We start from the raw sequence: 13,175 nt of genomic DNA, 5'->3' as shown, positions 1-13,175 counted from the left end.
GCGAAAGACATAGAGTAAGTTGATCTTATTAATGTATGACACTACCGAGGTGCGCTATTTTTACCCGAGTCGCTAATTTTTGCCGTAAGGTGTTAAGCCGCGAGGAGAGCGAGGCAGAACAAGCCGTCGCCCGTCCACATATGACGATTATCCCGCGTGAACAGCACGCTATCTCCCGCAAAGATATCAGTGAAAATGCCCTCAAGGTACTGTACAGGCTGAACAAAGCGGGCTATGAAGCCTACCTGGTCGGCGGCGGCGTCCGCGATCTCCTGCTCGGCAAAAAGCCGAAGGATTTCGACGTGACTACCAACGCAACACCGGATCAGGTACGGAAATTATTCCGCAATTGCCGTCTGGTGGGACGTCGTTTCCGCCTGGCTCACGTGATGTTTGGCCCGGAAATTATCGAAGTGGCAACGTTTCGTGGTCATCATGAAGGCAGTGAAAGCGACCGTACGACCTCCCAGCGTGGGCAAAACGGTATGCTGCTGCGCGACAACATCTTCGGTTCTATCGAAGAAGATGCCCAGCGCCGCGATTTCACCATCAACAGCCTTTACTACAGCGTAGCGGATTTTACCGTGCGCGATTACGTCGGCGGGATGCAGGATCTGCAAGAAGGCGTGATTCGCCTGATCGGCAATCCGGAAACGCGCTACCGCGAAGATCCGGTTCGAATGCTGCGCGCCGTGCGTTTCGCTGCGAAGCTCAATATGCGTATCAGCCCTGAAACGGCTGAGCCAATCCCGCGTCTGGCAACCTTGCTAAACGACATTCCTCCCGCGCGCCTGTTCGAAGAGTCGCTGAAGCTGTTGCAGGCGGGGAACGGTTATGAAACCTATCAACAACTGCGGGAATACCACCTCTTCCAGCCGTTGTTTCCTACCATTACGCGTTATTTCACCGAAAACGGCGACAGCTCAATGGAACGCATCATTGCGCAGGTGTTGAAGAATACAGATAACCGCATCCGTAACGAGATGCGCGTTAACCCGGCATTTTTGTTTGCCGCCATGTTCTGGTATCCGCTGCTGGAGATGGCGCAAAAAATCGCTCAGGAGAGCGGTCTGGCCTATTACGATGCTTTCGCGCTGGCCATGAATGACGTGCTGGATGAAGCCTGCCGTTCACTGGCGATCCCGAAACGCCTTACCACGCTTACCCGTGATATTTGGCAGCTTCAGTTACGCATGTCCCGTCGTCAGGGCAAACGCGCCTGGAAGCTGATGGAACATCCCAAATTCCGCGCCGCGTTTGATTTGCTGGAGCTGCGCGCCCAAGTGGAAAATAATACTGAACTGCAACGTCTGGCGCAGTGGTGGGCCGAGTTTCAGGCTTCCGCGCCGCCGGAACAAAAAGGGATGCTCAACGAGCTGGACGACGATCCTGCTCCACGCCGCCGCCGTTCACGTCCGCGCAAACGCGCGCCGCGCCGCGAGGGCACCGTATGACGATCGCGTATATCGCGCTTGGCAGTAATCTGGCCTCTCCGCTGGAGCAGGTCAATGCCGCCCTGAAGGCTATCGCCGACATTCCCGATAGCCGTATCGTCACGGTGTCTTCGTTTTACCGCACGCCGCCGCTTGGCCCACAGGATCAGCCCGATTACCTGAACGCTGCGGTGGCGCTGGATACCGCTCTCGCCCCCGAAGAATTGCTTAACCATACCCAGCGCATTGAGCTGCAACAGGGCCGGGTGCGCAAAGCCGAACGCTGGGGGCCGCGCACGCTGGATCTCGACATTATGCTGTTTGGCGATGAAGTCATTAACACCGACCGTCTGACCGTGCCGCACTACGACATGAAAAACCGCGGTTTTATGCTGTGGCCGTTATTCGAAATCGCTCCTGATCTGATCTTTCCGGATGGTATCAGCCTGCATCAGCATCTCACCCATCTTGGTGCTGCAAAACCCGCCCACTGGTAAAACATCGCCTCCCCTTTAGCGTTTACTGCTTTAGCGCCAAACGATTGCTTAAATCAATTGCCCCCCTGAATATGACTGTTAGAATGCCGGGAAATATAACTTTTACCATCAGGAAACGTTATGAAACCCACCACTATTTCACTGCTGCAGAAATGCAAGCAAGAGAAAAAACGCTTCGCGACAATTACCGCCTACGACTACAGCTTCGCTAAGTTATTTGCCGACGAAGGTATCAATGTGATGCTGGTTGGCGACTCACTGGGCATGACGATTCAGGGGCACGACTCCACCCTGCCGGTCACCGTGGAAGATATCGCTTACCACACTCGTGCCGTGCGACGTGGCGCGCCCAACTGTCTATTGCTCTCCGACCTGCCGTTTATGGCTTACGCCACCCCGGAACAGGCATGTGAAAACGCGGCTATCGTGATGCGTGCGGGGGCCAATATGGTCAAAATTGAAGGCGGCGCCTGGCTGGTTGATACGGTGAAAATGCTCACCGAACGTGCCGTGCCGGTTTGTGGTCATCTGGGGTTAACGCCCCAGTCGGTGAATATCTTCGGCGGCTATAAAATTCAGGGCCGTGGAGATGCAGGACAAGTGCTGCTGGATGACGCGCTGGCTTTAGAAGCCGCTGGCGCTCAACTGCTGGTACTGGAGTGCGTGCCAGTTGAGCTGGCGAAGCGCGTCACGGAAGCGCTGTCGATTCCGGTGATCGGCATCGGCGCGGGCAACGTCACCGACGGTCAGATCCTGGTGATGCACGATGCGTTTGGCATCACCGGCGGTCATATTCCAAAATTCGCGAAAAATTTCCTCGCCGAAGCGGGCGACATGCGCGCCGCTGTACGGCAGTATATGGCTGAAGTGGAGTCCGGCGTTTATCCGGGCGAAGAACACAGCTTTCACTAATTTTTCTGACCGTGCCGGATGGCGACGCGACGCGTCTTATCCGGCCTACAGATCCTCAACGGATGTAGGCCTGATAAGCGCAGCGCCATCGGGCAGGATCATCAAGCAACTCAAGGAGTTTTGTTGTGCTAATCATTGAAACCCTGCCGCTGCTGCGCCAGCATATTCGTCGTCTGCGTCAGGAAGGTAAACGCGTCGCACTGGTTCCCACCATGGGCAACCTGCACGACGGCCATATGAAGCTGGTCGATGAGGCAAAAGCCCGGGCTGATGTGGTGATCGTCAGCATTTTCGTCAATCCGATGCAGTTTGATCGGCCGGACGATCTGGTGCGTTATCCGCGCACGCTGCAGGAAGATTGTGAAAAGCTGAACAAACGCAAAGTCGATTATGTCTTTGCGCCAGCCGTTGAGGAAATCTACCCACAGGGGCTGGAAGGCCAGACGTACGTTGATGTTCCCGGCCTCTCCACCATGCTGGAAGGCGCCAGCCGTCCGGGCCACTTCCGCGGCGTCTCGACTATCGTCAGCAAGCTGTTCAACCTGATCCAGCCGGATATCGCCTGCTTTGGCGAGAAGGATTTCCAGCAACTGGCGCTGATCCGTAAAATGGTGGCGGATATGAGTTATGACATTGAGATCGTCGGCGTGCCGATTATTCGCGCTAAAGACGGTCTGGCGCTCAGCTCACGTAACGCTTATCTGACCGCAGAGCAGCGCAAAATTGCGCCGGGTCTATACAACGTGATGAATAGCATCGCTGAAAAACTGATTGCGGGTAATCGTGAGCTGCAAGAGATTATTGCCATTGCCGAACAGGAACTGAATGAAAAAGGCCTCCGTGCCGACGACATTCAAATCCGTGATGCCGACACGCTGCAGGAGCTGACGGAAACCAGCAAACGCGCAGTGATTCTGGCCGCCGCCTGGCTGGGTCAGGCGCGTCTGATCGATAATCAAAGCGTTACATTAGCCCAGTAGACAGGGGTTAAAAATCGGGCAATACTGCCTGAGAATTTCCAAAGCAGGCCACAAGCGCCTGCTTAGCCAAGGTAAACGACAGGGTAAAGAAGTTATGATTCGCACCATGCTGCAAGGCAAGCTCCACCGCGTAAAAGTCACGCAGGCGGACCTGCACTACGAAGGTTCTTGTGCCATTGACCAGGATTTCCTTGATGCCTCCGGTATTCTGGAAAACGAAGCGATTGATATCTGGAACGTGACCAATGGGAAACGTTTCTCAACCTATGCGATTGCGGCTGAACGCGGCTCCAGAATCATCTCGGTGAACGGTGCGGCGGCGCACTGCGCTGAAGTTGGCGACATTGTGATTATCGCCAGCTTCGTCACCATGTCTGATGAAGAAGCGCGTACATGGCGTCCGAAAGTGGCCTATTTTGAAGGCGACAACGAAATGAAGCGCACCGCGAAAGCTATTCCGGTACAGGTTGCCTGATAGTCCTTATCCCTGCGGCTGGTTGCTGATCAGCCGCGACATGGTTTCCAGCGAATCCGTGCGCAGAATATACAGCCTTTTGAGCAACATTGGATTATCCCCCGGCTTCACCTTCCCTCTCACCGTGGTGACCGCCAGATGGAAACCGGCGTCTTTTGCTGCTTTGATCGCGGTCGCGTTATAACCGCCAAAGGGATAAGAAAGATAAAATACGTGCGGAGTAAACTGTGCGAGCGCCCGCCGCGAGCGTTCAAAATCAAACAGAATATTATGGTAGCTGCGGCTATATAAAATCGGGCGACGATGCCCGTCTACCCGGTGTAAAAAATGGGTATGCGACTGAAAATCAAAAACATCGCTTATCTTGCGCAATTCGGACACGCTCATAAATTGCAGCGACCTGGGATTCCATTTTTGCGGATGGCGCTTAATACGCGATGAGATAATAAATGCCGTCGCTTTCATATCGTACTGCTTTAATACCGGATACGCATAGCGACTCACCGATTTAAGGCCATCATCAAAGGTGATAGCCACCGCGCGCGCCGGGAAATTAGCGCGGTTATAGATGTAATCCTCCAGTTGGTACATCGTCAACGTGGCATAGCCGCGATCGCGAAGCCAGGTCATTTGGTTGCTGAATGCCCGAACCGAAATCGTGGTGGACGTATGGCGAAAACGAGTATTCTCTTCATCACGTAAGATGTGATGATAGGTCAAAATCGGAATGCCGTTGTCTTCCTGCGCATCCATGGCGCTGACATAAGCCAGCCTGTCGCCAATACGGATCTGATACCAGGTTTGATGTAGCCGGCCTTTCAGCTTGCTAATAATGGGGTAACGCAAATTATCCACCAATACGCCAAACGGGGCGCTACTGATGTCCGGCGCGTTATACACCGGCGTGTCCTTCCAGGTCACCAGATTCTGATTGCTGAGCGGCTTGTTAAGATCGCCCAGGCCATCTTCCACTTTTTGTTTTCCCTGCACGGATTCCAGATGGCCTTTATCGATAAAGCCCACACCGAAGCCGAATTTAAAGGCATAATAATCAGCCGCAACAGGCGTTACGGAAAGAATTTGTCCGGCGCGGATATTCCCTACGGTCACCATTTTGTCGCCAATCTGTGACCAGATGGCGGCATCTTTCGTCGTTTGCATATAACGAGCGGGCAAGGCAGCCAACACATTACCGGCGAAAAAGAACAGCAAGATAAGAACAACGCGCATAACCATATATCATAACCGAGGCGAAAAAACGCCGTCATTGTAGCAAAAGCGTCGTCAATGGTATTGATCAAAACTCATACGAATCATGCAGCAATACAAAAGGCGGATTTTTCTGCTGCTGATGCCAGAGACTGGTGACATCCGGCGCGCCAAGCGCGACAATCTGGTCGCGAAATGCTGAACTGCTCATTGACTCTCGCCAGGTAATCATTTCCTCCATCAATGAATAGCTAACACCGGAAATAACTTCACATTGAGAATGTTTATGGCTCATCAGCGACGCTACACGATAAGGCGCCGCGCCGGAAATGTCGGTTAAAAATATCACGCCTTCACCGGAGTCGGTGGCATGGAGGGCGTCACACATCATGCGGCTGAGCATATTTACGCTTAACCCACGCCAGAAATTGACCGCCCGACACTGCGCCAACGGCCCATACTTCTTTTCAAGACCTTCGAGCATTTCCTGCGCCCGATCGTCATGACAGGAAATGACCCATCCCAGCATAACTTCTCCTCCATTGAGCTCCAATCCTGCATGATGTCAGCATGTTTTTTTGGCCGACAACACACTATGACCACGATCATTTTTTATTCAAAAAAATTTGCATTATTTTTAAAATTGTTAGCAGCCTTCATAGAATCTGGCCCATTAAAGGGTAATCACGGCGATTCAATTAAACAAACACTCACCAAAATAATTGATTAAATATATATTATAAATATTTCATATTTATGTATTCTGAATTTTTCTTCGCGCCGTAAAAATCATCGGACATTATATTTACTCATTCGGGAATAAAAAGAACAATAACTTTCCACACTATAGATATTGTTACTATGTCAATATTTATAATATCTTAAAGGATCAAAGATAATGAAACTCTCCTTAAAAACACTCACTGTGGCACTGGCCGCCATCACCCTCTCCCCCGCCGCGCTGGCAGACACCGCCAAAGACGGCACCGTACATATCACCGGCCTCATTAAGCAAAACGCCTGTACGGTAAAAACGGATTCAGTAGAGGTGACATTACAGGAAGAATTTGCCTCTCTTTTCACTGCCGCAGGGCAGACGGCAGGGGATACAGACTTCACCATCGAACTCGAAAACTGCGACGCAAACATCTACAGCAGTGTACAGGCGCGCTTTGAAGGCACACTCGACGGAACCGATGCGACCATCCTGAAAAATGAGGATGATGCTGAGAATATTGGCGTGCAAATTCTTGATAAAACTAGCACCCCTATGACCTTTAACGATCTTCAGGCATGGTCTGCCGCAGTCGCGCTCCCTACAGCAGAGGGGGTGACGGAACTCTCAATGCCTTTCACCGCCCGCTATATCACCACCGCGGTTCCCGTTAAGTCGGGAACGGTCGATGCAACCGCAACATTCTATCTGCAATATAACTGATCCTGGTGGCCAGCGTCGGCTGGCCCCTTTGTTTATTGAGGTCATCAATGAATTCATTGGCTAAAGCAGGGTTGCTTTGTTGCCTGTTGTGCGGTTCGCTGGCGCATGCCGCAGGGATAAACATCGGCACAACGCGGGTTATTTTTCACGGCGATGCCAAAGATGCGTCCATATCGATAAGCAATAACGACAACGTTCCCTATTTAATTCAGTCCTGGGCGCAATCGATCAGCGAAACAGGGGCGAGCGGCGATGCGCCGTTTATGGTCACCCCGCCGCTTTTTCGCCTTAATGGCGGGCAAAAAAACGTACTGCGAATTATCCGTACCGGCGGCAATTTGCCGGAAGATCGCGAGTCGCTGTACTGGCTGGATATTAAATCGATTCCCAGCAGCAATCCGGACAATAAACACAACACACTCATGCTGGCCGTTAAAGCGGAATTTAAGCTGATTTACCGGCCAAAAGCGTTAACCCAAAAACCAGAAGAGGTTGCCGATCGGTTAACGTGGTCGCGTCAGGGTCGCACGCTCACCGTGAAGAACCCCACGCCCTATTATATGAACTTCGCCACCCTTTCCGTTGGCAGTCAAAAAGTGAAAGCCCCGCGCTATGTGGCGCCTTTCGGCAACGCGCAGTACACGCTGCCTGCCGCCGCCAGCGGCCCGATCGCCTGGTCTATCATCAACGATTTTGGCGGTACTGGCCCCGAACATAAACAAACGCCTTGAGAAGAGTGACAGGGATGAGAGTGCCGATGCGCAAAAGGCAACACCGGGTATTTTATTTATCGCGCTGCGCTGTGTGTATCGCGCTGGGCAGCACGTTCACACGCGTTGCATGGGCGCGCGACTATTTCAATCCGGCATTTATTGAAAACCATGGGCAGGCGAATCGCACAAGCGTCGATCTGTCGACATTTGATAACGACAAAAGCCAGCTGCCTGGCACCTATTACGTCACTATCAATATCAATAAAACAGAAATCGGCACACGAAACGTTGATTTTCAACTCGCGACGCTCAGTGACGGTCAACAGGCATTACAGGGCTGTTTACGGCTCCAGGAACTAAAAGATAACGGCGTCAAAACCGACCTTTTTCCAACGCTGGAGAGTGAAAAAGGCTGCGTCGATCTCAACGTTATCCTCGGCGCCAGCCAGCGGTTTGATTTTCAGCGACAGGCATTATCAGTAAGCATCCCGCAACTCTACATCGCCAACAACGCGCGCGGCTACGTACCGCCGGAAAAGTGGCAGGAGGGGATTACCGCGCTGATGCTGAACTACAGCTTCAGCGGCTATAAAGAGTACGGTTCCAGCGAGGATTCCGACGATGCGGAATCGAAGTATCTCGCTCTCCAGCCGGGTTTTAACCTCGGGCCGTGGCGTTTTCGCAACTACAGTAACTGGAGTTCAAATAACGGCGAGAGCGGTAGCTGGAACAGCGTTTATAACTATTTACAGCGCGACATTATCGCGCTGAAAAGCCAGTTCACCGCCGGAGACAGCAATACGCCATCCGACGTGTTCGACAGCGTACCTTTTCGCGGCCTCCAGCTCACCTCTGACGATCAAATGCAGCCCAACAGCCAGCGTGGTTACGCCCCGACGATTCGCGGCATTGCCCGCTCAAACGCGCAGGTTATCGTGCGGCAAAACGGCTATATCGCCTATCAGACCGCCGTTTCGCCGGGCGAATTTGAAATCAACGATATGTTTCCCACCGGCAGCAACGGCGACTATGACGTAACGGTAAAAGAAGCCGACGGCAGCGAACAGCATTTTATCGTGCCCTACTCTTCGCTGCCGATTCTGCAGCGCACCGGACGGGCAAAATACAGCGTGACCGTGGGTAAATACCGCGATTATAACAACCACACGCTGGACGACTTCGGCCAGGCGACCCTGCTGTACGGCCTGCCGTGGGGCATCACCCTGTACGGCGGCAGCCAGATTGCCGGCGATAAATACCAGTCCGTCGCCTTCGGCGTCGGGCAAAATATGCAGATGCTGGGGGCCATTTCCCTGGACAGCATCTGGTCGCACGCCAAATTTGACGATGGCCGCAAAGAAATCGGGCAATCCTGGCGCGTCCGCTACAGCAAGGGCGTCGTCAGTACGGGCACCACGTTTTCGCTGGCCGGCTATCGTTACGCCAGCGAAAACTACAATTCGCTGAGCGAGGTGATCAGCCCGGACGATGATTTTTATGATAACTACGGCAAGCGCCATAATCGTTTCGAAGCTTCGGTCAACCAGCAAATTAGCAATACGCTCGGTTCCTTAACGCTAAGTTGGGTCAAAGAAGATTACTGGCACAGCGCGCAGCAGATGGAATCCCTGAGCGCCAGCTACAACAATAGCTGGGGTCCGGTGAGCTATACGCTGAGCTACAGCTATAACAAAAACACCTACCAGTACCGTTCGGACAATGACGATGATGACAACGACGACGATCGTTATAACCAGAACGATCGGCTGTTCACGCTGTCGCTGCACGTTCCGTTTACGGTGTTCGATTCCAGGCTATACGCCAGCTATATGCTGAACACGCGTAAGCACGATGCCACGGTAAACAGCACCACCCTTAGCGGCACCGCGCTGCGTGACAGAAACCTGAACTGGTCGTTACAGCAAAGCCACAGCACACAAGACGGTGATTCCGGCGGGGTAAACGCCAGCTATAAAGGCACTTATGCCAACCTCAACGCCGGTTACAATCAGTCGCCAGATAGCCAACAAGTCAGCTACGGCATCAGCGGCGGCATTCTGGCGCACGAAAACGGTATTACCCTGAGCCAGCCGATTACCGGCGCGGCGATTTTAATTAAAGCGCCCGGCGCCAGCGGCGTTTCGGTTGAAAACCAGACCGGCGTCGCCACCGACTTCCGGGGTTATACGGTGATCCCCAACGTCACGCCGTATTATCGCTACGATATCTCGCTCGACAGCAGCACGTTTGCTGACAACGTGGATATTCCGCTCAACAACCAGACCGTCTACCCGACGCGTAATGCGGTGGTGCGCGCGGCGTATGACACGCATAAGGGCTATCGCGTGTTGTTAACGCTGACGCGCAGCAATGGCGAGCCCGTGCCCTTTGGCGCGACGGCAAGCGTCGATGGGCAGGATGCGAACCTGGCCAGTATCGTCGGCGATAAAGGCCAGGTCTTCCTCAGCGGCCTGCCGGAAGAGGGCCTGCTGCTGGTGAACTGGGGAAGCGCCTCTTGCCGCGCGGATTACCGCCTGGATATCAGCAAAAATATGAACGGCATAGTGATGGCGAACGCCGTCTGCCAGTGAGGAACACAATGAAGAATTTATGGATGCTGCTGGCGCTGTCGCTATTTTCAGGCCATGCGCTGGCAGACGGAACGATGGGCAACGGAAGCGGCTGGTGTCAACCCACCAGCGGCACGCATAATTTCTTTTTTCCCCTTGACCAGACCATTACCGATACGGATGAGAACCAGGCAGGGAAAATAGTCAAAGAGAGTTGGTCGGTCGGCGGCGAATACAGCGCCAGGTGCGACTGCGATAATAAAGATTATCAGGGCGTTAACTATTTCACCGCCACGACCGGCGATTTAACACAAAAAGGAACGTACAGCGAAGCGGGTAGCAATGGGCAACAGATGGATTTTTATGTTCTGGTCGCGGGTAAGCTGGAGATTGGTACGGAAACCTACATCGTCGGTAACCTGAAACAGTATATCCCCGTTCCCTTTTCAGCGATCAGTAATCAGGACCCCACCGCAGGCGGGTGTACGGGCGCGGACATAAACAAAATGTCCGCAGGGAATAAGGGTAACGTGCGTATTTATATTACTCACCCATTGGTAGGTGAAATCACCATTCCTGAGACGACGATTATGAATCTCTATTTGTCAAAAACGCCGGGCAGCAGCGGAGATAATATTCCCCCTTCCGTTCCACCGATGGCGCACGTCACCATGTCCGGGACCATTACCGTGCCACAGTCCTGCTCCATCAACGCCGGGCAGGTTATCGAGGTCAGGCTACCGGATATTGAGGGCAAAGATATTCGTAATCTCGGCGACAGTCCGCAGAACTCGCACGTCACCACTCAGGTAAACTTTACCTGTAGCAACGTGGCGGACGGCACCAACCTGTCAATGTCATTAAATGGCGCAACCGATCCGCACAACCCGGACTACCTGAAAACTGACAATGAGAATTTGGGGATACGGATTTCCGATAAATACGATAAGACCATCGTTCCCGGCGGTAGCGCCGAATTGCCGATTGAAGATTACACAGACGGTAAAGGCAGCACCGAGTTCACCGCCGCGCCGGTCAATACCACCGGACATGTTCCCCACACCGGAGAATACCAGGCTACCGCCACGCTGGAGATTCAGATTCGCTGAGAGAAGCGTTGGGTTTCGACAAGCCTCACCTACCGACCCGTAACCCATTGATATTACGGACCCGTAGATGAAGTGAAGCGAAGCGCAACCCAACGCCCCATCTCCCCAGTCAGCGCTTAACTGCGCAATCCGCGCCCGCGCTGGATCAGCGACCAACACAGCAGATAGAAAGCAGCGATAAAGATCACCAATACGCCAAACGTTGTCACCAGCGGCACATCATGGATACCCAGAAAACCATAACGGAAACCGCTGATCATGTAGACGATCGGGTTCAGGTGCGACAGCCCTTGCCAGAACGGCGGCAGCAGCGTCAGCGAGTAAAATACCCCGCCGAGGTAGGTCAGCGGCGTCAGCACAAAGGTCGGGATCAGACTGATATCGTCAAAGGTTTTCGCAAACACGGCGTTCAGCAGTCCGGCCAGCGAGAACAGAATCGCGGTCAGAATCAGCGTTAGCGCGACAAATACCCAGGAATGCACCTGGAAAGGCACGAAAAAGAGCGAAATCGCCGTCACCAGAATCCCCACGCACAGCCCGCGTGCTACGCCGCCGCCGACAAATCCGGCGATGATCACGTGCGTTGGTACCGGCACGACCAGCAGCTCCTCAATATTGCGCTGAAACTTGGCGCTAAAAAATGACGACGCGACATTCGCGTAGGAGTTAGTAATGACCGCCATCATAATCAGGCCCGGCACAATAAATTGCATATAGCTAAAACCATGCATTTCGCCGATGCGCGAACCAATCAGGTTGCCGAAAATAATAAAATAGAGCGTCATGGTGATGACGGGCGGCACCAGCGTTTGCACCCAGATCCGCATAAAGCGGTGGATCTCTTTCGCCCAGATGCTTTTAAGGGCAACCCAGTAAAGCTGCATCATGCGCGATCTCCTTGTTTTTCATGCACCAGCGACACAAACAGTTCTTCCAGACGGTTGGCTTTATTACGCATACTTAATACCTGAACCCCCTGCTCGCTCAGTTGACTAAAGACGCTGTTAACCCCTTGCTCGCGTAACACTTCCACCTCCAGAGTCGAGGTATCCACCAGACGATATTGATAACCCGTAAGCTTAGGTAGCGGGCTTTTTGGCGCTAAATCCAGAATAAACGTCTCCGATTTCAGCTTTGAAAGCAGATTTTTCATGGAGGTATTTTCCACCAGCTCGCCGTGCTGAATAATACCGATATTGCGGCACAGCATTTCCGCCTCTTCCAGATAGTGGGTGGTGAGAATAATGGTGGTGCCTTTGGCGTTTAAGTCTTTCAGGAATCCCCACATCGAGCGACGCAATTCGATATCGACGCCCGCCGTCGGCTCGTCGAGAATCAATAGTTTAGGTTCATGCATCAATGCGCGGGCGATCATCAGGCGGCGTTTCATCCCACCAGAGAGCATCCGCGCACGTTCATTACGTTTTTCCCACAGATCGAGCTGTTTTAAATACTTTTCGCTACGTAAAACCGCCTCTTTATGCTCCACGCCGTAATAACCGGCCTGATTCACTACGATCTGTTGCACCGTTTCAAACGGGTTAAAGTTAAACTCCTGTGGCACCAGTCCAAGCTGTCGCTTGGCGTTAACCACGTCTTTTTCCAGGTCGTAACCAAAAACGTTAACGCGCCCGGACGTTTTATTAACCAATGAGCTGATAATACCGATGGTGGTCGATTTCCCTGCTCCATTTGGCCCCAGAAGCGCGTAAAAATCCCCCGCTTCGACCTGCAAATCTATGCCGCGCAGCGCCTGAACGCCGCCGGGATAGGTTTTTTTAAGTTGTTGAAGTTCCAGCGCAATGGTCATAAATTCTCACTTACTTTACGTTCTTACAC

At 52.9% G+C, this 13,175-nt stretch carries 13 protein-coding genes; 9 read left to right on the top strand and 4 right to left on the bottom strand.

The window, feature by feature from the left end; genetic code table 11:
* Positions 1-56 precede the first annotated feature (56 nt).
* The 5 genes from pcnB (at position 57) to panD (ending at position 4,297) form a co-directional block, all read left to right on the top strand.
* Entirely contained in the window at positions 57-1,454 is a 1,398-nt protein-coding gene (gene pcnB / locus ACLJRU_RS10620; RefSeq protein WP_212568162.1) for a polynucleotide adenylyltransferase PcnB, read from the top strand.
* Positions 1,451-1,930, top strand: a complete 480-nt coding sequence (gene folK, locus ACLJRU_RS10615) for a 2-amino-4-hydroxy-6-hydroxymethyldihydropteridine diphosphokinase (protein ID WP_000150777.1) — start codon at positions 1,451-1,453, stop codon at positions 1,928-1,930. The genes pcnB and folK overlap by 4 nt, the downstream gene beginning before the upstream one ends.
* Positions 1,931-2,050: 120 nt before the next feature.
* Entirely contained in the window at positions 2,051-2,842 is a 792-nt protein-coding gene (gene panB, locus ACLJRU_RS10610) for a 3-methyl-2-oxobutanoate hydroxymethyltransferase (RefSeq protein ID WP_000805489.1), read from the top strand.
* A gap of 125 nt (positions 2,843-2,967) precedes the next feature.
* Positions 2,968-3,822: a pantoate--beta-alanine ligase gene (panC, locus tag ACLJRU_RS10605; protein ID WP_023234823.1), complete on the top strand. Its 855-nt coding sequence runs from the start codon at positions 2,968-2,970 to the stop codon at positions 3,820-3,822.
* Between the two features lie 94 nt (positions 3,823-3,916).
* A complete protein-coding gene (gene panD, locus ACLJRU_RS10600; RefSeq protein ID WP_000621526.1) occupies positions 3,917-4,297 on the top strand; it encodes an aspartate 1-decarboxylase in 381 nt (126 codons plus the stop codon).
* Positions 4,298-4,303: 6 nt separating this feature from the next.
* On the opposite strand, the gene ACLJRU_RS10595 is transcribed toward panD, so the two are convergent.
* Positions 4,304-5,533 carry a polysaccharide deacetylase family protein gene (locus tag ACLJRU_RS10595; RefSeq protein WP_000245305.1) on the bottom strand — a complete coding sequence of 410 codons (1,230 nt, stop codon included), beginning with the start codon at positions 5,531-5,533 and terminating at the stop codon, positions 4,304-4,306.
* A gap of 61 nt (positions 5,534-5,594) precedes the next feature.
* Positions 5,595-6,035, bottom strand: coding sequence for a PTS sugar transporter subunit IIA (locus ACLJRU_RS10590; RefSeq protein WP_000901960.1), 441 nt, complete (start codon positions 6,033-6,035; stop codon positions 5,595-5,597).
* Positions 6,036-6,404: 369 nt separating this feature from the next.
* On the opposite strand from ACLJRU_RS10590, the gene stiA reads away from it, so the two are divergent.
* Genes stiA through ACLJRU_RS10570 form a run of 4 tightly spaced genes read left to right on the top strand, consistent with a single transcriptional unit; the run spans position 6,405 to position 11,336 of the window.
* Positions 6,405-6,944, top strand: a complete 540-nt coding sequence (gene stiA / locus ACLJRU_RS10585; RefSeq protein WP_001539028.1) for a Sti fimbria major subunit StiA — start codon at positions 6,405-6,407, stop codon at positions 6,942-6,944.
* Positions 6,945-6,991: 47 nt separating this feature from the next.
* Entirely contained in the window at positions 6,992-7,675 is a 684-nt protein-coding gene (gene stiB, locus ACLJRU_RS10580) for a fimbrial biogenesis chaperone StiB (RefSeq protein ID WP_001086401.1), read from the top strand.
* Positions 7,676-7,701: 26 nt separating this feature from the next.
* Positions 7,702-10,248, top strand: coding sequence for a fimbrial outer membrane usher protein (locus ACLJRU_RS10575; RefSeq protein ID WP_023234822.1), 2,547 nt, complete (start codon positions 7,702-7,704; stop codon positions 10,246-10,248).
* A gap of 8 nt (positions 10,249-10,256) precedes the next feature.
* Positions 10,257-11,336, top strand: a complete 1,080-nt coding sequence (locus tag ACLJRU_RS10570) for a fimbrial protein (protein WP_000794044.1) — start codon at positions 10,257-10,259, stop codon at positions 11,334-11,336.
* Between the two features lie 116 nt (positions 11,337-11,452).
* Here the strand turns inward: ACLJRU_RS10570 and ACLJRU_RS10565 are convergent, their stop codons facing one another.
* Both ACLJRU_RS10565 and ACLJRU_RS10560 read right to left on the bottom strand, forming a co-directional pair.
* Positions 11,453-12,223 carry an ABC transporter permease gene (locus ACLJRU_RS10565; RefSeq protein ID WP_001539026.1) on the bottom strand — a complete coding sequence of 257 codons (771 nt, stop codon included), beginning with the start codon at positions 12,221-12,223 and terminating at the stop codon, positions 11,453-11,455.
* The gene (locus ACLJRU_RS10560; protein ID WP_000150625.1) at positions 12,220-13,146 is read right to left on the bottom strand and encodes an ABC transporter ATP-binding protein; all 927 of its coding nucleotides are present in this window, start codon (positions 13,144-13,146) and stop codon (positions 12,220-12,222) included. Before ACLJRU_RS10560 ends, ACLJRU_RS10565 begins: the two co-directional genes overlap by 4 nt.
* Positions 13,147-13,175 lie beyond the last annotated feature (29 nt).

This window comes from Salmonella sp. SAL00653 (genome assembly GCF_046552515.1).
GTDB classification, from domain to species: Bacteria; Pseudomonadota; Gammaproteobacteria; order Enterobacterales; family Enterobacteriaceae; genus Salmonella; species Salmonella enterica.
This window is presented reverse-complemented; position numbering and strand designations above follow the sequence as displayed.

What these genes read in the sequence shown, in the direction of transcription:
- folK (WP_000150777.1), top strand. Translation starts at nt 1,451, where the DNA reads ATGACGATCGCGTATATCGCGCTTGGCAGTAATCTGGCCTCTCCGCTG.
- panB (WP_000805489.1), top strand. Translation starts at nt 2,051, where the DNA reads ATGAAACCCACCACTATTTCACTGCTGCAGAAATGCAAGCAAGAGAAA.
- panD (WP_000621526.1), top strand. Translation starts at nt 3,917, where the DNA reads ATGATTCGCACCATGCTGCAAGGCAAGCTCCACCGCGTAAAAGTCACG.
- ACLJRU_RS10595 (WP_000245305.1), bottom strand. Translation starts at nt 5,533, where the DNA reads ATGGTTATGCGCGTTGTTCTTATCTTGCTGTTCTTTTTCGCCGGTAAT.
- ACLJRU_RS10590 (WP_000901960.1), bottom strand. Translation starts at nt 6,035, where the DNA reads ATGCTGGGATGGGTCATTTCCTGTCATGACGATCGGGCGCAGGAAATG.
- stiA (WP_001539028.1), top strand. Translation starts at nt 6,405, where the DNA reads ATGAAACTCTCCTTAAAAACACTCACTGTGGCACTGGCCGCCATCACC.
- stiB (WP_001086401.1), top strand. Translation starts at nt 6,992, where the DNA reads ATGAATTCATTGGCTAAAGCAGGGTTGCTTTGTTGCCTGTTGTGCGGT.
- ACLJRU_RS10575 (WP_023234822.1), top strand. Translation starts at nt 7,702, where the DNA reads ATGCGCAAAAGGCAACACCGGGTATTTTATTTATCGCGCTGCGCTGTG.
- ACLJRU_RS10570 (WP_000794044.1), top strand. Translation starts at nt 10,257, where the DNA reads ATGAAGAATTTATGGATGCTGCTGGCGCTGTCGCTATTTTCAGGCCAT.
- ACLJRU_RS10565 (WP_001539026.1), bottom strand. Translation starts at nt 12,223, where the DNA reads ATGATGCAGCTTTACTGGGTTGCCCTTAAAAGCATCTGGGCGAAAGAG.
- ACLJRU_RS10560 (WP_000150625.1), bottom strand. Translation starts at nt 13,146, where the DNA reads ATGACCATTGCGCTGGAACTTCAACAACTTAAAAAAACCTATCCCGGC.